Here is a 19,278-nt window from a genome sequence, read left to right on the forward strand (position 1 = left end):
AGGTTATCAATTATATGCAATTTTTAGCGGATGAGAAGTTAATACTACTTTGAGAAGCAATGTTGAGTATAATATCTCCTATTCTATTTTAATTTTTAGTAACGAGAGCGAAGCATGTTTGAGAATTTAACCGACCGACTGTCGAAAACCTTAAAAACGATCAGTGGTAAAGGCCGCTTAACTGAAGACAATATTAAAGGCACACTACGCGAAGTGCGCATGGCGTTATTAGAAGCCGATGTTGCCTTGCCTGTTGTACGTGATTTTATTAAGGCGGTCAAAAAACGTGCCGTTGGCCGTGAAGTCCAAAAGACGCTCAACCCAGGGCAAGCTTTTCTTAAAATAGTACAAACAGAACTTGAATCAGCAATGGGCGAGGTTAATGAATCATTAAACCTTGCTATGCAACCACCTGCAGTTTTATTAATGGCGGGTTTACAAGGTGCGGGTAAAACAACCTCGGTTGCCAAACTCGCGCGTTTGTTGAAAACCAAAGAGAAGAAATCAGTCTTGGTTGTAAGTGCGGATATCTATCGTCCGGCCGCTATCAAACAATTAGAAACATTAGCGGGTGAAGTGGATGTAGAATTCTTCCCAAGTGATATCACACAAAAACCGATTGATATTGCCAATGCGGCGATTGATCATGCGAAAAAGAAATTTATCGATGTCGTTATTGTCGATACAGCGGGTCGTTTACATGTAGATTCAGACATGATGGACGAGATCAAAGATCTGCATGCTGCGATTACGCCAATTGAAACCTTATTTGTTGTCGATGCAATGACAGGTCAAGATGCTGCAAATACGGCGAAAGCATTTAATGAGGCGCTACCATTAACGGGTGTGATCTTAACTAAAGCTGATGGTGATGCACGTGGTGGTGCCGCCCTTTCTATTCGTCATATTACCGGTAAACCGATTAAGTTCATCGGTATGGGTGAAAAAATTGATGCGCTAGAATCATTCCACCCGGATCGTATCGCCTCACGTATTCTAGGTATGGGTGATGTATTAACACTGATTGAAGACCTTGAACAAAAAGTTGATAAGAAAAAGGCTGATAAACTAGCTAAAAAAATCACTAAAGGTAAAGGGTTTGATTTAGAAGACTTCCGCGATCAACTTGTACAGATGAAAGGTATGGGTGGTATGGCTGGAATGATGGATAAATTGCCTGGTATGGGGCAAGTCCCGGATGCGATGAAAGATCAAGTGAATGATAAAGCGACTAATCAAATGGAAGCTATTATCAATTCAATGACTAAAAAAGAACGTGCGAAGCCTGAAATTATTAAAGGGGGGCGTAAGCGCCGTATCGCTGCTGGATCTGGTACACAAATTCAAGATGTGAATAAACTACTCAAACAGTTTACACAGATGCAAAAAATGATGAAAAAGATGTCTGGAAAAGGTGGCATGCGTAAAATGATGTCAGGAATGCAAGGTATGATGGGCGGTGCTGGCGGTATGCCTGGCATGGGCGGAATGGGTATGCCTCCAGGTCTAGGTGGCTTCCGCAAAAAATAAATACGCTAGCCGTTGCCATTTAAACGTATTTAAGCGATAAGTAATCAGAATATACCCAAAAGCCAAACCTCAGTGTTTGGCTTTTTTATGCCTGTAAAGTGAGATTGAGTGCTTATTTTTTATTCAGAAATGTGATTTTGATTGTTATTTTTGTGGAAAAGAGTATGATTCGGCAGCTTTCTACAAAAGCAGGCGGTCAGCATTCGCTGGCTAATTAACGTTTAACAAATAATAGAGGACGATATGGTAACTATTCGTTTAGCTCGTGGTGGCGCAAAAAAACGCCCATTCTACCAAGTGGTAGTAACTGATAGCCGTAACGCACGTGACGGTCGTTTCCTTGAGAAAGTTGGTTTCTTTAACCCAACTGCACAAGGTAATGCAGAAAAATTACGTTTAGATACAGATCGCATCAACCACTGGGTTGGTCTTGGCGCACAGCTAAGTGATCGTGTAGCTAAATTAGTAAAAGATAACGCTGTAGCTGCATAATTGCAGTTAGGTGAGGAGATTTAGGTGAGCAACATAGCAGAACCAATTGTCATTGGAAAATTTGGTGCCGTTCACGGTATTAAAGGCTGGTTAAAAATTCACTCCTACACCGACGATGCTGAAAGTATTTTTCAATACAAGCCATTGTTAATGAAGTATCAAAGTCGTCTTCAAGAAGTGAATATCACTGAATGGAAATACCACAGTAATACTTTCGTTGCAAAGATAGAAACATTTGATGTACGTGAAGAAGCACAAGCCCTTGTTGGTATTGAACTTCTTGTTAGTGCTGATGAACTTCCTGAATTAGAAAGTGACTTCTATTGGCGAGATTTGATCGGGTGTCAGGTAAATACTGACAAAGGCTATCATTTAGGTGTTGTCACCGACATGATGGAAACAGGCTCTAAAGATGTGCTTGTGGTTAAAGCTAACTCGAATGATGCTTTTGGGCAAAAAGAACGATTAATCCCGTTCATTAAAGAGCAGGTAATATCTCATGTAGATATTGCAGGCAAACTAATTACAGTTAATTGGGAACCTGACTTCTGATATCCCTAGGAGAAAAGCGATGTGGATTGGGGTTGTAAGCCTCTTCCCGGAGATGTTTCGGGCCATAAGCGAAAACGGGGTAACAGGTCGAGCGATTAAAAATAATCTGCTCTCTATCCAAACATGGAATCCTCGTGATTTTACGATGGATAAACATAGAACGGTCGATGATCGTCCCTATGGTGGTGGTCCTGGTATGTTGATGATGGTGCAACCTTTACGGGATGCAATCAACGCAGCAAAGCAGGCCGCAAGAGAAGCAGGACACGAGGCTAAGGTTATCTACCTTTCCCCTCAAGGCAGACGTTTAGACCATTGTGGTGCACAGGAACTATCTTCAAGCTCTGATGCTTTGATTTTAGTTGCCGGACGTTACGAAGGTATAGACGAGCGCATAATTGAAAGCTTAATCGACGAAGAGTGGTCGGTAGGTGATTATGTGTTAAGTGGTGGTGAGCTACCAGCCATGATTTTAATTGATGCTGTGGTACGTTTTGTACCAGGTGTCTTAGGTCATGTCTTATCAGCTGAGCAAGACTCCTTTGCGGATGGATTGCTTGATTGTCCTCACTATACTCGGCCCGAGGTGTTAGATGGAAAATCTGTACCGAGTGTTTTATTAAGTGGTGATCATGAGAAAATTCGTCTTTGGCGATTGGAACAGTCATTACAACGCACGAAAACTAGGCGTCCTGATTTATTAAATGATCTAGCTCTGACTGACGAGCAAGTTAAATTACTTGCTGCTCTGGAAAGTGACTCCCACTAACCAGCGATGTTATCGGCTAACTAGATATAAAAGGTATTAAAATGAGCAATATTATACAAGCAATTGAAAACGAACAGTTACGTACAGACATCCCTGAGTTTGCACAAGGTGATACTGTTGTTGTACGTGTTCGCGTAAAAGAGGGTGATAAAGAGCGTCTTCAAGCATTTGAAGGTGTTGTAATCGCTAAGCGTAACCGTGGTTTACACTCAAACTTCACAGTTCGTAAAATGTCGAGCAGCGAAGGTGTTGAGCGTGTATTCCAAACACATAGCCCACTTGTAGGAAGCGTTGAAGTTAAACGTCGTGGTGTGGTTCGCCAAGCTAAACTTTACTACTTACGTGAACTTACTGGTAAAGCTGCTCGTATTAAAGAGAAGCTTGGTAAAAAGAAATAATCTTTTTATCCAATTGTAAGTAATACCATCTAGGTATACCAAGGCTCGCTTTTGCGGGCCTTTTTTTTCATTTTATTTTGTAGAGGGGCATTAATCGGTGAATGCGTTAAAACGCTATTGTCTAATGGTCATCGCCTTTGTGAGTATCCTATTAGGCCTCATTGGTATTGTGTTACCACTCCTCCCTACCACGCCCTTTTTTATTCTAGCGTTAGCTTGCTTTGCACGGAGTTCAACACGCTTCCATAAGCAGTTATTAAACGCGCCTTATATTGGTAAAACATTAACTGACTGGCAGCAGCGTAAGTGCATTGACAAACAACGAAAATTGCAAATACAGCTTATCGTTGTAGCTAGTTTTACCCTATCGTTTTACTTATTAAACCACTATTTCTATGTGCAAATATTATTGCTATTTATTATGCTGATCTTATTGTTCTTTATTCGACGTATTAAAGAATGCTGAATGGCTTGATTCAATATACGCATTAAATACTGGTAGTGTGATAATAAAGCGTGTGAATGCGTTTACTTCTGATTCTACTTCAATGGTTCCGCCATGGCGCTTAATGATCTGAGAGCATATGGTGAGGCCAATACCTAGTCCAAAGTTGCCTTCGCTTTTGCTGGTATAGTTAAGTTCAAATATCTTATCTAAAATAGCATTGGGGATACCGGGGCCATTATCTTCAATAACAACCTGGATCATCGGAGATTCGTCGTAGGGAAGGTATAAAGTTGATATCTGTATCTCTCCTTTATTTCCTGTCGCATCAATAGCGTTAGAAATAATATTGGTCCATACCTGCTCCAGTTCAATTGGATGGCATTCTATCTGTGGTAATTGTTGGTATTCCTTTGTGACTCGGTAGTTTTTTAATTTACTTTCAAAAATAATTAGCGTCTCTTCAATTCCTTCATGAATATCGGTGGGGGCTGCCGATGCACTATCTTGTCCTGCATAATGTTTTAAGCTTTTGACTAAATCAGCAATGCGCGTTGCACAGGCATTACTATTTCTTAAAATGGTGCCGACTTGATGATATTGACTAAGTAGATTGACTGTTTGTGTAAAGTCTCGCTGCGCTGTGGTAGGAATATCGACCCTATCTAAAGCCATATTGACTAACTTCTTGGCAATGTTTTTATCTTTAACCGTTTTTAATAGTTTTTTGGTGCGAGCGCGCACTTCCGATGTGGATAACGGTGTTACTGTTAATCCCTGTTGTAGTGTTTTACTTACCAAGTTTGCAAATTCACTTTTACTTCCATGGCGAAGTAATGTCGATATAAGTGTAATGAGTGACTCTGAGCCTCGTAAAATGGCTGCTACAGGGTTATTAAGTTCATGCGCAACACCAGAAACAAGTTGTCCTAATACTGCCATTTTCTCGCTTTCGATAAGATGGTTGTGTGCTACATCTAACGATTTTAGTGTTTCTTGTAGCGCAAGCTCAGTGGAGATACTGTGTTGTAAACGGCGATTAAAGTTGCGTAGTAGGAGGTTAGTGAAAGGTGCTAATAATGAAGTATTGGACTGCATTATTTGCGAAAAAATCACATTATCGAGCTTTAACACTTCTGTATCTACGATAGCTATGCCGGTACTAAATGCAGCTTCTTCAGTCAAAAAGGACATACCTCCCACCATGCTACCTGCCTGCATAATGGTAATGTCTTGTGTTTCTCCTTGCGCATTACGCTTTTTGAGTAAAACCTTGCCTTTGATGATAAACCATAAATAACGGTTCTTTTGTCCCTCGCGCGTCAGGATATGGTTTGCATGGTAACTACGTCGAATATTATGCTCATCGTTGTTTTCTAATATTTTATACAACGATGTAATCACTAAATGGGAGAGCTCGCTATCGCTATATAGCGAATAATCCAGAAATTTGTCTTTAAACTCACTGGTCGCTTTCGTGCTGTTGTGAGCTACTGATTCAGTTTGATTGATAGTTAGCTCGTTATTATCTGATTGCGATAATTTCTTACGCTGATGATGCGTTAGAGAGTAATTACTTATTTGTGTCTGAATCAGCTTTTTGAATGACGATTTTTGATAAGGTAATTGCAAAAAGTAATCGATGTGACCTTGATTTATACATTCAATCACCTGTGATAGAGAAGGAGATTGCGCATAAATAATCTTACGAATTAATTGGCATTGTGAATATCTGAAAAGTGATAGTGCATTACCATCATCAAGGCATTGTGCTGATAAAATTAACGCAATTTCGGTGCTATTTTGCAAAATAAACTTGCTAGCCTGCGCTAAGTTATTTGCCTCAGCAATATGTAATATACCATCTAACGGTTGAAGATCTTGTTTGATCTGAATAAGGCGCTCGCAGTCACTGTCTACGCATAACAGGGTTAGCATCTCTAATACTCCGCAATGTAAGCTGTGCTTAGTATAGATTGCGCGTCAGTATCTGTATGCGCTAGCCTGCCAGTCTTATGACATTTATCAATTGTGCCCCTCGTGAAATAATAAAAATGTGATAATCTTAGGGTCTGTTGAACTTTGCCGTTTAAATTTTGTTCAACACAACGCGTTTTGAACAAGGCAGACGGAATGTAGCTTAGTCATTCTAAGGTAATTTCGTCTAACGCAGGACAGAGCGTGTTGTGTTGAACCCGAAGGGCAACATTTGTTGACCATTTTTACTGCGTTTTCGCCTATTGATGTGGAATAACCACACGGCATAGGCTCAGCCTTGTATAAACAGCAAAATGGCTCTTTATTTTGTATTGCGTGGTATTGACGAAGTCATTACTGCAATAGCCAACAAATTGTTGCAAAAATAAACTCGAAAGATCAACAGACCCTAGTAGTCAGCAATATTAAATTATAAGAGAGAGAAAATGAGAATAACATTACCCGAATATGAAAATGCACAAGTATTAATTGTTGGCGATGTAATGTTAGACCGTTATTGGCATGGGCCAACTGGACGTATTTCTCCGGAGGCGCCTGTACCTGTGGTAAAAGTTGAGCAAATTGAAGAGCGCCCAGGTGGTGCCGCTAACGTTGCACTGAATGTTGCTGCATTAGGGGCTAAGGCGCGTTTAATTGGTTTAGTTGGCGATGATGAGGCGGCCGTTGCACTTGCGAAAGGGTTGCAATCAGTACATGTGGCAACTGATTTTGTGACTGTTGATAACTTTCCTACGATCACCAAGCTACGAGTATTAAGCCGTCATCAGCAATTATTACGTCTAGATTTCGAAGAAGCCTTTCATGATATCGACAGCACACCTATTTTGACCAAGATGGAAGCGGGATTAGTCGCTGAAAATAGTGTTGTTATTTTATCGGATTATGCGAAAGGCTCATTATCTGATGTGCAAAAAATGATTCAACTTGCGAAGTCAAAAAATATTAAAGTTTTGATCGATCCAAAAGGATCTGACTTTGAAAAATATCGCGGAGCAACCTTATTAACTCCTAATTTATCAGAGTTTGAAGCGGTTGTTGGTCACTGCAAAACGGATCAAGAGTTAGTGGAACGTGCGCTGAAATTAATTAAAAAGTTCGACCTGGAAGCGATGTTAGTGACACGCAGTGAACATGGCATGACACTGATTAGAGAGGGAGTTGAACCTTTTCACCTGCCAACTCAAGCGCAGGAAGTCTATGATGTAACTGGGGCGGGTGATACGGTTATTTCGGTGTTAGCTACATCACTCGCAGCAGGGAGCTCTTTTGAAGATGCTTGTACGTTAGCTAATGCTGGTGCTGGAGTTGTTGTTGGAAAAATTGGAACTTCAACAGTCAATACGATTGAACTTGCTAACGCTGTTTATAGTCAGCAAGAGATTGGTTTTGGTGCGCTTTCGGAAGAACAGTTAAAAGTAGCTGTACAACTTGCTCAACATCGAGGTGAAAAAGTAGTAATGACTAACGGTTGCTTCGATATTTTACATGCTGGCCATGTTTCTTATCTAAACACTGCCCGCGAACAGGGAGAGCGTTTAATCGTTGCTGTAAATAGTGATGACTCTGTGCGTGGATTAAAAGGCCCTGGCCGTCCTGTTAATCCAGTCGATCGCCGTATGGCAGTGCTTGCTGGGTTAGGTGCGGTAGATTGGGTGATTGAGTTCACCGAAGAGACACCACAACGCCTTATTGCAAATATTTTACCGGATATGCTAGTAAAGGGCGGTGATTACAAAGTTGAAGAGATTGCCGGTGGTGCAGAGGTTATTGAAAATGGCGGTGAGGTGCGTGTATTGCAATTTGAAGAAGGTTGCTCTACGACTGAAATAATTAAAACGATTCGTAATGAACAATAATTTTTAGGGACAAAAAGGGGCTAGTTTAGCCCCTTAAAAAACACACTCTAGATTAACAATTTGAAACAAAGCTCCAAATTCCCCACTGTTCACTATTAGTTTCAGGTGAGTTACCTTTAGTCCACCAGTTTGCGCGGTAAATTTTACCATTGATGCTACTTGTATCACCTGTGTTGTACACTTTACTTGCATCCCAAGCACCATTACAAGCCCCTGTTGGTGGCTCTGTCGGAGTGGTTGCTTTTTTAACAGTCACTGATTTAGTCAACGATTTTTGTGCGCCTTTGTCATCCGTAACCGTCAATGTAACTTGATAATTACCCGCTTGCGCATAGGTATGCGTTGGCGCTGATGCTGAACTTGTATTGTTATCGCCAAAGTTCCATACATTTTTTGCAATGCTACCATCACTATCAGTTGATTGGTTACTAAACACAACCCTTAAGTTATCAGCTTTTGCTGTAAAGGCTGCTGTTGGTAGTTGGTTTTCCACCGGTATTGTTGGTGCTGCACTGTAGTTTGCGGTTAGTTGTACATTTGCAAAATTTGCATAGCCTTCAAGCATGACATGATAAGTGCCCACTGCATTTTCAAGAGTACAACTTTCTATATTACCATCTTTCCATGGGCGACAATCATAGCTACTCGAAGAGGGTTTATTACCTTTTTTAACGTATAAGTCAGCATCACCGCTACCACCTTGAATGTTCACTGTTAAGCGACTGCTTGTCGGAACATTAATGGTATAGAACACTTGCTCAGCTTTGTTACCACTACTTGTAACAGTGTTACCATTTGTTAGTACGGTATCAACTGGTTTAGGCGGTGTAGTGCCACTTTTCTTGCCATAAACTTGTTGTAACGCTGCGATATCAAGGTCGGTTAATCGACTACGCTGACCTAGCTCTGAGTTAGCAACATTAGGGTTTTTTGATGTGATTGTTGCTTGGCCGTTAGTGCTAAACGCACGGTATCCATAATGCATGATTGATTTTACATCGTAAGGTCCAATCGAGGCGGTAACACTTGCGCCTTTATTGAAGTTACTTTCCATGCCCGGTTTGATATTTTCCCAATGAATATTAACGTGTTGATCACGATCTGCACGTGATTGTTCGTGATAAAACCCTAAAGCGTGCAAAAATTCATGGGCAATGATACCTGTTTTACCACAACCCGGCCCAATAGAAACAGGTTGCTTTGAACCTGTTCGACCTACATATGAGTAACAGCCATCACCACGAATAATTTCAATATAACCAGCTTCATTACTACGTTCAACAAAGGTGACATTAGCAACACTTTCTATCCACTGCATTGCGTTTAAAATAGTTATTTTGTCGTTACCTGGAACGCTTGATGTAAAGGTATAAGGGACAATGCCATTTGGCCAAGTTGTTTTCCCTCCCCAAGAAGCTTTTGCTAAAAAGCTATCATCATCAAAATCGCTGATCACAAATGAAGGAACACCCTCAGCTTGCAGTTCGTGGTGTTCACCAAGAATAATATCTCCTTCATAAACGGCTACATCCTGACCATCTAAAGATTTTAATTGGTAATCTACCTGTGTATTTTCACCTAAAACTGTCGCTTGCTCTGTGCTAGTACTTTGGTATTGCACATTCACTGATTCTTCAGTGGCCGCATTTACGGTGAATGGTAATAGGCCGAGCGCTAATACAATTTTGTTTAGCTTGTATTTCATATCTTATCCTTAAGGTATTAAAAAATATTGTCAATAACTTATAATTGACAAATCATTTTGACAGTTAAGTAAGAATAAGTCTTTGAAGTTGCTCGAGGATATATAGGAAATAAAGTTAATTTTTAACAAGATATTAACAGTGGGGGGAGAATATGGCTTGCTGGGCTAGAGCGAGTAACCGACAATGAAAAGATGCCAGCTACTCGTTTATATATGAAAAAGAAAATTAATTAAGGTGTTTGCGTTGTTTCTTCCGGATCTGCTTTTGGATCAACTACAACTAAACCTGCTGATACTAATGCAATATCTTCTTCAGAAAGGGTACCTGCAGAGTATTTCAGTTGTAACATGTTAATAATGTAATCGTAGCGAGCATTAGCCAACTGATTCTCTGATGCATACAAGCTACGAGTTGCATCCAGTACATCAACAATAGTACGTGTTCCAACTTCAAAGCCGGCTTCTGTCGCTTCTAGTGCACTTTTTGATGAAATCACCGTCTGTTCATAAGCGTTAATCGAGCTTAATGATGCACGCACATTATTAAAACCACTATTAATTTGTGCTTCAGTGCTACGGAAGGTTTGTACTAAATCTTCACTTGCCATTACATAGCCGTACTGTGCTTGTTTAACACGAGAAGTGATTGCACCACCCGTATATAAAGGTACGTTTAAGCTAATGCCGACAGAGCCATTGCTCATATCTACGTCACGTGCATCGATATCATAATCAGTATTGTTATAACCCAAACCGGCTGTGAAATCTAAAGTCGGTAAGTGACCCGTTTCAGCTAAGTCAATTTGCATTTTCGCAAGCTCTTTCGAGATGCGCTTTTCATGAAGCTGTAAATTGTGTTCAAGTGCTTTATTGCGCCAGAATTTAACATCGCCAGATAACTCTTCAGGATCAAAGGTTTCAGTATTAAGGTAAGAGATATTTAGCACATCTTCACCTGTTAATTCACGTAGCACATAGTAGCTGTTGGCTAAGGTATTTTCGGCTGAAATAAGATCGGCATTGGTACGATCATATTCTGCTTGTGCTTCATGCACATCAGTAATTGCAATTAAACCAACATCAAAACGCTGTTTGGTTTGCTCAAGTTGGCGTTCGACAGCACGCTTATTGGCTTTTACTGACTTCACTGCCTCGTCGGCACGCAAAACATCAAAATAAGCCGTTGAGGTACGCAATAATAAAGTTTGTGCTGCATATCCATAAATAGTAGCGTATTGAGTTGCTTGTTTTTCAGAAATATCAAGTTGTTGCCAGTATGAGCCATTATAAATCGACTGGCTTAAGCTTAGGTTTGCACCGTAGTTTGAGTTTGTAGCTGTATCTTCACTTGCTTTGGTATAACCGGCATTTAGTCCAAAGCCTATTTGTGGTAACAATGCTGCATCTGCTTCACTGATTTTTTCACGAAATAGGTCGTATTGCGCTTTGCTTTTCAGGATAACAGGGTCTTTAAATTTGGCCGTTTGATAAACTTGTAATAAGTTATCTGCATTGACCGCTGAATGAAATGTGGTTAACGCTATTATTGAAGCGACAGAGAATCGTTTGATCATCACAAGGTTTCCTATTTTAGGTATCTGTTTTTTAATTGAATCAGGCTAGCATATAATCCGCTAAGTATATTATAAAATATGAAATTGTTATCTATAAAAAGAGAGGTTAACAGCAAATGAACAAACATTCACTTTTGAGTGGCCATAATGAAGCTACTTTTGGTAAAAAAGATCTACAGATACTTGATAAGAAGCCATTATATAACGGCTTTTTCCAGTGCAATAAATATACCTTTAAGCATAAATTGTTTGCCGGTGGCTGGAGCCCTGAAATTCAACGAGAAATTTTTGAACGTGGTCATGCTGCTGCGGTCTTACCTTACGATAAAGAAAATGATGCCGTAGTGCTTATTGAGCAATTTCGTTTTGGTGCCATTGAGACAGAGCTATCTCCTTGGTTATTGGAATTAGTGGCTGGCATTATTGAGCCTGGTGAAGAAGCCGTTGAAGTTATTCAACGTGAAGCGCAAGAGGAAGCGGGGCTGATCATAGAATCGAGCCAGTTTATAATGAATTGTCTACTAAGTCCGGGCGGTTCAACTGAGCATGTTGATATTTTTGTTGGTGCTGTAGATAGCACAAAAGCACAGGGCTTACATGGTTTAGAAGAGGAAGGTGAAGACATTCGCGTGCATGTCGTACCAAGAGAAACTGCATATCAATGGGTGCTAGAGGGAAAAATTAATAACTCTGCAACCGTCATTGCTCTCTTGTGGTTACAAATAAATAAAGATAATGGTCTGACCCTGTAAAAGTAAATTGAGGCATCACCTACATTTTTAACCATTAGTGCATCTTCGATTACACACAAATGATAAAATTGCGTACTCGCTCGGTGACTAATAAAGTGCTTAATTTATAATCACCGCAACGTAATTGGATCATAAATTTAGATTAATAGGTGCTATGAAAAGCAAAACGGTACAATTAAAAGCAGATGCACAGGGTGATTTAGCTTTTTTACAAATCACTGACACTCATCTTTTTGCGGATAGGCAAAAGGATTTACTCGGTATAAAAACAGTACAAAGTTTTGAAGCTGTAGTTGCGCATGCAAGTAAATATAAGCAATGTCATGCAGTATTGTCGACTGGCGACCTGTCTCAAGATCACTCTGCGCAATCCTATTTAGATTTCAGTAAACATATTAAAACATTACAATTACCTTGCTATTGGTTACCGGGTAACCATGATATGCAATCGGTGATGCTTCCTAGTTTACTGTCAGAAGGTTTAGCTCAAACGACGGTCATTGAAAGTGATCATTGGCAGGTTGTGCTTCTCGACTCACAAGTTGAAGGCGTACCACATGGCCTATTAAGCCCTAGCCAGTTAGCCTTTTTGCGTAAAACGCTGACGAATAAACCGCAAAAAAATACACTTATTTGTGTGCATCATCATGTTTTACCTGTCGGTAGCGCTTGGTTAGACCAGCATATTCTAAAAAATGCTGATGAGTTATTGTCGTTAATCAAGCCTTTTAGCAATGTGAAAGCGGTGCTTTCTGGGCATGTTCATCAAGCTGGTGACAAATTACAAGATGGTGTGCGTTTTATTACCACTCCTTCGACCTGTGTGCAGTTTAAACCTAATAGTGATGATTTTGCATTAGATAGTGTGGCGCCGGGATATCGTTATTTGAAGCTTAGTGCGCAGGGGGAAATAGAAACCGTAGTAGAGCGTATCGATAAAGATGCTTTCTCGGTGGATGCAGATGCAACGGGCTACTAATGGCAAAGATACTATTATCTTTACACGGTTTTCATAGTTCGCCTGCCTCGTTAAAAGCACGTCAACTTGATGAGTATATTAAAGAAAACCACCCTGAGATTACTTTTATTTGCCCACAGCTTCCTAGCTTACCTGGACAGATGTGGGAGCTCATTGATGCTATTTTTGAACAATATTGTGATGATGATATTGCGGTAGTAGGTAGTTCATTAGGTGGGTATCTTGCGACTAAAGTTGCTCAACATTATAAATGTCGAGTTATTTTAGTGAATCCAGCTGTTACTCCCTACCGCCTATTACAAGTTTACGAAGGAATACAAACCCATCCATATACTGGAGATGTATATCAGATTGATAATGATTACATGCAACAACTTAAGGCATTAGACGTAACTAATATTGAACAACCTGTGCTTTTTTGGGTACTTATTCAAGAGGGCGATGAAGTTCTAGATTATCGTCAAGCAATGACTAAATATCAAGGTTGTAAAATAAGTTGTGAAAAAGCGGGAGACCATAGCTTTATTGGGTTTGAGCGCTATATTCCTGATATAATAAAATTTCTTTTTTAGCATTAATAATGCTCGCTAGTTGATCGTTGAAAATGCGTATTTAAACAATTAAACTTCGCTTTTTCTTGAACTAACTGTAAATGGGCTTTTTAGCGCTTATTTATGGGCTATTTTTAGCCATTTAATGGTTAATTTGTCGTTACCGAGTTTTAATCTACCCACTTTTTAATAGGTCTTCTCATGAGCGAGCAATACAATTCCGATTCCATTGAAGTTTTAAACGGACTTGATCCTGTTCGTCATCGTCCAGGTATGTATACCGAAACCAATCGCCCTAACCATCTAGCGCAAGAGGTCATCGATAACTCAGTTGATGAGGCACTTGCCGGACATGCCAGTTCAATCCAAGTTATACTCCATGAAGATCAATCATTAGAAGTGATCGATGATGGCCGAGGTATGCCTATCGATATTCACCCAGAAGAAAAAATATCGGGTGTTGAGCTTATTTTTTGTAAATTACATGCTGGTGGTAAATTCTCAGGGAAAAATTACGAAATATCAGGTGGTTTGCATGGTGTAGGTATCTCAGTCGTTAACGCATTATCAACACGAATTGATGTACATATTCGCCGTGATGCAAAGGTTTATCATATTGCCTTTGAGAATGGCGACAAGGTCGAAGAGCTTCATGAAGTGGATACCTGTGGTAAACGCAATACCGGTACTAGCGTTCATTTTAGACCTGATGCTAAATATTTCGATAGCGCCAAATTTTCAGTATCGCGCTTATTGCACCTATTAAAAGCTAAAGCAGTATTATGTCCGGGCTTAAGCATTAAATTTAAAGATAAAGTTAATAAAAATAACTATGAATGGTGTTATCAAGATGGTTTAAACGACTATTTGTTAGAAGCTGTATCTGAAAATGAATTGTTGCCGGCAACGCCATTTGTTGGGCAATTTACGGCTAACCGCGAAACTGCGGATTGGGCCGTTGTTTGGTTACCAGAAGGTGGTGACTCTATCTCTGAAAGCTACGTTAACCTTATACCCACAGCACAGGGTGGTACACACGTTAATGGCTTTAGACAGGGGCTATTAGATGCGATGCGCGAATTTTGCGATATTCGTAATTTACTACCACGAGGAATTAAGCTAAGTCCTGAAGATATATGGGATAAGTGTGCTTATATTCTCTCTGTTAAAATCAAAGAGCCACAATTTGCAGGTCAAACTAAAGAGCGCTTATCTTCTCGTCAATGTGCTGCATTTGTTTCAGGAGTTGTTAAAGATGCCTTTAGCTTATGGTTAAATGCAAATGTTAACGAAGCAGAAGCATTGGCTGAATTTTGTATTAACAATGCACAAACTCGCACCCGTAAAAGTAAGAAAGTTGCACGTAAAAAAATAACACAGGGACCGGCATTACCGGGTAAGTTAACCGATTGTTCAGGACAAGATCCGGAACGAGGTGAGCTGTTTTTGGTGGAAGGAGACTCAGCAGGAGGCTCTGCTAAACAGGCTCGAGATCGTGATTTTCAAGCTATTTTACCTTTACGCGGGAAAATTAAAAACACGTGGGAAGATGAGTCCGATATTATTTTGAATTCAGAAGAGATCCACAATATTTCAGTGGCGATAGGCATCGACCCCGCTTCTAAGGATCTTTCAGGATTACGCTACGGGAAAATATGCATTCTTGCAGATGCCGATTCCGATGGGCTACATATCGCCACCTTAATTTGTGCGTTGTTTGTACAACATTTTCGCGCTGTTGTTGATGCCGGCCATTTTTATGTGGCGATGCCTCCCTTGTATCGTATCGATGTAGGTAAAGAAGTTTTTTATGCCCTTGATGAAGATGAAAAAGAAGGCATTTTAGACCGAATTGAAGCTGAGAAAAAGCGCGGTAAAGTGGGTGTACAACGCTTCAAAGGATTGGGAGAAATGAATCCTGATCAACTTCGTGAAACAACCATGGATCCTAATACACGCCGATTAGTTCAGCTTACTAGTGGTGACGCTGAAAAAATGCTGGAAATGATGGATATGTTGCTAGCTAAAAAGCGTGCATCGGATCGCAAGGTCTGGTTAGAAAGCAGTGGTGATATGCTATCGGTGGATTAATGCTTTAAGAAAAAAAGTTACTTTATTTAGGCCATGACAATAAGCCATTTACAACATCGTCATGGCTTCTCAATCATGTCACCTTATCCATTGCCTACTATTTACTTTAAGCTATCGCCTTCTACATTTCTAAAATGAGAGGTTGACGGCGAAGTAAAGTAATTCATTTCTAATAAATATCCGCATTGAATGCCAGTTAAGTTAATTAGTCTATTATAAATATGAAACCTTATTGCTAATAAAATCAGTATTTAGCCATCTTTATTAGCGTTAAAAATCACGTCTCATATTATTTTAATTACTGGTGCCTATTGCATGAAACTATTATCCATTAAACCGCAAAATATTCTTTTTATAATGGCTAGCATTGCAGTGCTATTAACACTTCAATCATGTCAGTCTAAACCCGAAGTCATTAAATGGCAGTTGCAATCGCAAGCAACGAAAAGCAGTACTGATTATAAAGAGTTGGTCAAAATGGCTGAAAATATTAAAGTGATGAGTGGTGGTCGTTTTATTATCACCCCTTATCCTGGTGGTGAGATAACCAATGGGCCAGATATCTTTAATGCCGTCAAAGTAGGTAAAGTGCAAATGGGAAGTGGTTGGCCAAATTGGTGGTCCGGTCAACATCCTGCTTGGGCTGTGATGAATGCAGGCCCCTTTGACTTCATGAACATTGACGCCTCACTGATGTACTTCTTAGCGGGAGAAGGGACAAAGTTAGCTAACGAGTTAGCAAACCCTGAAGGCGTTATTTGGCGAGCCGCGTGGTGGCCAGGCATGGAGTTTGGTTTGTTATCCAAGAAACCGATTACTGGTATAAATGATCTTAAGGAGATGAATGTCAGAATAGGCCCTGGACTGCCTAGTGAAGTACTTGCAGCCACAACAGGTGCCTATGCCATCCCATTAGTACCGAATGAAATTAAGTCTTCTCTGCAGAACAATTCTTTGGATGCTGTTGAGTGGACAAGTGTTTCGGGGGCGTGGAACTTAGGGCTAAATGATATTGCCAAGCATGCGATTGTTCCGGCAATTTGGCAACCTTCTGTATTGGCTGACTTTTTGATTAATCAACAAGCGTATCAGGCATTACCTGGCGACTTACAAGCCATATTAGAAACTGCGATTAAATCATATACATTAACCACAACAATGAAGGCAAAAGTTGAAGATTTTGAAGCACTACACGCATTCAAAAATAATGGTACTCAAATTACGCAATGGTCAGACAGCGATATTGAGCAATGGCGCACTGTATCAGAAAAAATAGTAGGGGAATATAAAGCGAAGGATGAGTTTACCAAGCGATTAATCGAATCAAAACAAGACTTTAAAAAAGAATATACGCTCTATTATCAGTTGTTTGGAGCTTATGATAATAAATGAGATCCTATAATCTTTTGTCGAAAAAAGTACTGCTATTTGTCTTAGTTACGACTATCTCTTTAATGGTTGCGCTGTTTGCATGGCGAGTTAATGTTGCAGATAAGCATATTAAAAATAATATAAATGAGCGTGTAACAGGTATTGGTACGCGTATTGCCCAAAACGCAATTCCATTGGTTTACAACATTTATCAAAAGTCTGCAGAAAGACGGTTTACTGAAGAGACGGCTTCAGCAATTTTAGATTCTGAACTGAGTGCTGATTTTGTTTCGGCGATAAAGGTGTTCGGCAATTTTGGTCATCTTTTTATGGGAAAATATAAAGATCGTCAGGGTAAATTTATTACCGTCATCGATGATGCTGTAACGCCTGATTTTGTAATGAATCTTGATGCAGTTAGAGTACCCGTTAAGTATAACAGTATGACGATTGGCCATATTATGGTCTATTTCTCATCAGAGGCTCAAGACGCTCAGTTACAGAAAATTATTATTCAAGAGTTATTACAAATCTTAACGCTGACAATTTTTATTGTATTATTAATCTTTCTAACACGAAAATCATTGATTGAAAAAAATAACGCAGAATCTGCGTTAATCGAGTTAGAAGTTACACAGGCTAAATTGGTAAAATCAAGACAGCAACTTCAAGATGCAAACCTCTCTTTAGAGCAAAAAGTAGATAGTCGCACCACTGAGTTGATCAGCGCGAATGAAAAGTTATTGCAAGCCACTGAAAAAGCAGATGCAGCAAATAAGGCGAAAAGCCTCTTTTTAGCAAATATGAGTCATGAGATACGCACACCGATGAATGGTGTGATTGGTTTAACTGAGCTTTTATTGCGCACCGATTTAAACGAGATGCAGCAAGACTACTTGGTTAAATTACAATACTCCTCAAATAATCTGTTACACATCTTAAACGACATTCTTGATCTCTCTAAGATAGAAGCAGGTAAATTCAGTGTTGAAAAAATTGAATTTGATTTTATGAAAATGCTGCACTCTGTGCTGAGTATTGCACGTACTTCAGCAGTAGAGAAACAATTAGCGCTAAAGGTTAAAGTTGAACAACCTTTTCCTGCACAGGTTATCGGAGACTCCGTGCGTTGTTCACAAGTTTTTGCAAACTTAATTAGTAATGCAATTAAATTTACCGAAGCGGGCTCTATTACGATTAATTTAAGCCGAGAAGATGGAAGTGATTTTTTACAGGTTAAAATATCGGACACCGGTATTGGGATTAGCCCTGCGCAACAAAAAAAGTTATTTTCAACTTTTACACAAGCAGACGACTCGACCTCCAGAAAATATGGAGGGACAGGTCTAGGCCTTGTAATTTGTAAGCACCTAATTAATTTAATGGGAGGAGAGATAGATTTAGATAGCGAAGTAGGTAAAGGCACTACCTTTAGTTTTCAACTGTTGCTCCCTGTTACCCAGCGTAAAAATACTGCTGAAGCTAATCACGCCGATAAAATAGAGGTGGATTATATCTCCTTGAAGCTACAGAATAAAAAGGTGTTATTAGTTGAAGATGTAAAAATTAACCGCATGATTGCTCAAAAGTTATTAGAGCAGGCTGGTTTAGTTGTATCTTGCGCCGTGAATGGTTTAGAAGCGGTAGAAATGGCAAAAAGCAATTGCTACGATATGATTGTTATGGATATCCAAATGCCAGAAATGGATGGTTATGAAGCAACAAAAATTATCCGAGGGCTGAAAAACTATCAACACACCCCGATTGTTGCAATGACAGCTAACGCTATGTCAGATGATAAAGAGTTAAGCTTACAAGCAGGAATGGATAGTCATCTTACGAAGCCGATTCAATTTGAACAAGTGATTGCGGAATTAGAGCGTTTAGCGGAGGTTAAACTCGGCAATAAAGCGTAAACCAGCAAACTTTTTGCAGTGTTAACTCTAAAGCATCAATAGGCAATGCTTGCAATTTTTCCTATTGACTGGAATAACTGCAGTATATCGGCTCTGCCTTGTATCAATAAGCTCCATTCTAGATAATAGCAATCCGCATAACTATCTGATTTACCTTGTTGGTTAAAAGAGTAGATAACTGCGTTGCATTGAATCGCAATAGTTAGCTATTAGTCAATCATAGGCCTTGCTCTCTATCATTTTTCCTCAACAAGCCCTGATCACAATATTATGCGCAATGGTATAAGCAAAGCGATATA

The 19,278-nt window shown here is 39.7% G+C and carries 16 protein-coding genes; 13 read left to right on the top strand and 3 right to left on the bottom strand.

Annotated features, from left to right (window positions below; all coding sequences use genetic code 11):
• Window positions 1-114 precede the first annotated feature (114 nt).
• The 6 genes from ffh (at window position 115) to CW745_RS10100 (ending at window position 4,207) form a co-directional block, all read left to right on the top strand.
• Entirely contained in the window at window positions 115-1,530 is a 1,416-nt protein-coding gene (ffh, locus tag CW745_RS10075) for a signal recognition particle protein (RefSeq protein WP_101108519.1), read from the top strand.
• A gap of 243 nt (window positions 1,531-1,773) precedes the next feature.
• Window positions 1,774-2,022, top strand: a complete 249-nt coding sequence (gene rpsP, locus CW745_RS10080) for a 30S ribosomal protein S16 (protein WP_101108520.1) — start codon at window positions 1,774-1,776, stop codon at window positions 2,020-2,022.
• Between the two features lie 24 nt (window positions 2,023-2,046).
• On the top strand, window positions 2,047-2,574 hold the full coding sequence (gene rimM, locus CW745_RS10085) for a ribosome maturation factor RimM (RefSeq protein WP_101108521.1): 528 nt from the start codon (window positions 2,047-2,049) through the stop codon (window positions 2,572-2,574).
• Between the two features lie 19 nt (window positions 2,575-2,593).
• Window positions 2,594-3,343, top strand: a complete 750-nt coding sequence (trmD, locus tag CW745_RS10090) for a tRNA (guanosine(37)-N1)-methyltransferase TrmD (protein ID WP_101108522.1) — start codon at window positions 2,594-2,596, stop codon at window positions 3,341-3,343.
• A gap of 41 nt (window positions 3,344-3,384) precedes the next feature.
• The gene (rplS, locus tag CW745_RS10095; protein ID WP_101108523.1) at window positions 3,385-3,741 is read left to right on the top strand and encodes a 50S ribosomal protein L19; all 357 of its coding nucleotides are present in this window, start codon (window positions 3,385-3,387) and stop codon (window positions 3,739-3,741) included.
• A gap of 124 nt (window positions 3,742-3,865) precedes the next feature.
• Window positions 3,866-4,207: a YbaN family protein gene (locus CW745_RS10100; RefSeq protein WP_101108724.1), complete on the top strand. Its 342-nt coding sequence runs from the start codon at window positions 3,866-3,868 to the stop codon at window positions 4,205-4,207.
• Here CW745_RS10100 and CW745_RS10105 read toward each other — a convergent pair.
• Window positions 4,172-6,124 (bottom strand): ATP-binding protein, encoded by a 1,953-nt coding sequence (locus tag CW745_RS10105; RefSeq protein ID WP_101108524.1) that lies wholly within the window; start codon window positions 6,122-6,124, stop codon window positions 4,172-4,174. The two genes, CW745_RS10100 and CW745_RS10105, sit on opposite strands and share 36 nt — an antisense overlap.
• A gap of 485 nt (window positions 6,125-6,609) precedes the next feature.
• Between CW745_RS10105 and hldE the strand changes: the two genes are divergently transcribed.
• Window positions 6,610-8,040, top strand: a complete 1,431-nt coding sequence (gene hldE / locus CW745_RS10110) for a bifunctional D-glycero-beta-D-manno-heptose-7-phosphate kinase/D-glycero-beta-D-manno-heptose 1-phosphate adenylyltransferase HldE (protein WP_101108525.1) — start codon at window positions 6,610-6,612, stop codon at window positions 8,038-8,040.
• Window positions 8,041-8,092: 52 nt separating this feature from the next.
• Here the strand turns inward: hldE and CW745_RS10115 are convergent, their stop codons facing one another.
• Both CW745_RS10115 and tolC read right to left on the bottom strand, forming a co-directional pair.
• Window positions 8,093-9,745: a M12 family metallopeptidase gene (locus CW745_RS10115; RefSeq protein ID WP_101108526.1), complete on the bottom strand. Its 1,653-nt coding sequence runs from the start codon at window positions 9,743-9,745 to the stop codon at window positions 8,093-8,095.
• Window positions 9,746-9,975: 230 nt separating this feature from the next.
• Window positions 9,976-11,319 carry an outer membrane channel protein TolC gene (gene tolC / locus CW745_RS10120; protein ID WP_193755582.1) on the bottom strand — a complete coding sequence of 448 codons (1,344 nt, stop codon included), beginning with the start codon at window positions 11,317-11,319 and terminating at the stop codon, window positions 9,976-9,978.
• 116 nt (window positions 11,320-11,435) lie between these two features.
• On the opposite strand from tolC, the gene nudF reads away from it, so the two are divergent.
• The 6 genes from nudF (at window position 11,436) to CW745_RS10150 (ending at window position 18,979) form a co-directional block, all read left to right on the top strand.
• Complete coding sequence (nudF, locus tag CW745_RS10125) at window positions 11,436-12,071, top strand: ADP-ribose diphosphatase (RefSeq protein ID WP_101108528.1); 636 nt, start codon at window positions 11,436-11,438, stop codon at window positions 12,069-12,071.
• A 154-nt stretch (window positions 12,072-12,225) separates the two neighbouring features.
• Window positions 12,226-13,050, top strand: coding sequence for a 3',5'-cyclic-AMP phosphodiesterase (cpdA, locus tag CW745_RS10130; RefSeq protein WP_101108529.1), 825 nt, complete (start codon window positions 12,226-12,228; stop codon window positions 13,048-13,050).
• Window positions 13,050-13,622, top strand: coding sequence for a YqiA/YcfP family alpha/beta fold hydrolase (locus CW745_RS10135; RefSeq protein ID WP_101108530.1), 573 nt, complete (start codon window positions 13,050-13,052; stop codon window positions 13,620-13,622). The genes cpdA and CW745_RS10135 overlap by 1 nt, the downstream gene beginning before the upstream one ends.
• 180 nt (window positions 13,623-13,802) lie before the next feature.
• Entirely contained in the window at window positions 13,803-15,692 is a 1,890-nt protein-coding gene (parE, locus tag CW745_RS10140; RefSeq protein ID WP_101108531.1) for a DNA topoisomerase IV subunit B, read from the top strand.
• Between the two features lie 315 nt (window positions 15,693-16,007).
• Window positions 16,008-17,084, top strand: a complete 1,077-nt coding sequence (gene dctP, locus CW745_RS10145) for a TRAP transporter substrate-binding protein DctP (protein WP_101108532.1) — start codon at window positions 16,008-16,010, stop codon at window positions 17,082-17,084.
• On the top strand, window positions 17,081-18,979 hold the full coding sequence (locus CW745_RS10150; RefSeq protein ID WP_101108533.1) for an ATP-binding protein: 1,899 nt from the start codon (window positions 17,081-17,083) through the stop codon (window positions 18,977-18,979). Before dctP ends, CW745_RS10150 begins: the two co-directional genes overlap by 4 nt.
• The last annotated feature ends 299 nt before the right edge of the window (window positions 18,980-19,278 follow it).

Origin of the sequence: Psychromonas sp. psych-6C06, assembly GCF_002835465.1 — a bacterium.
Classification (GTDB): Bacteria; Pseudomonadota; Gammaproteobacteria; order Enterobacterales; family Psychromonadaceae; genus Psychromonas.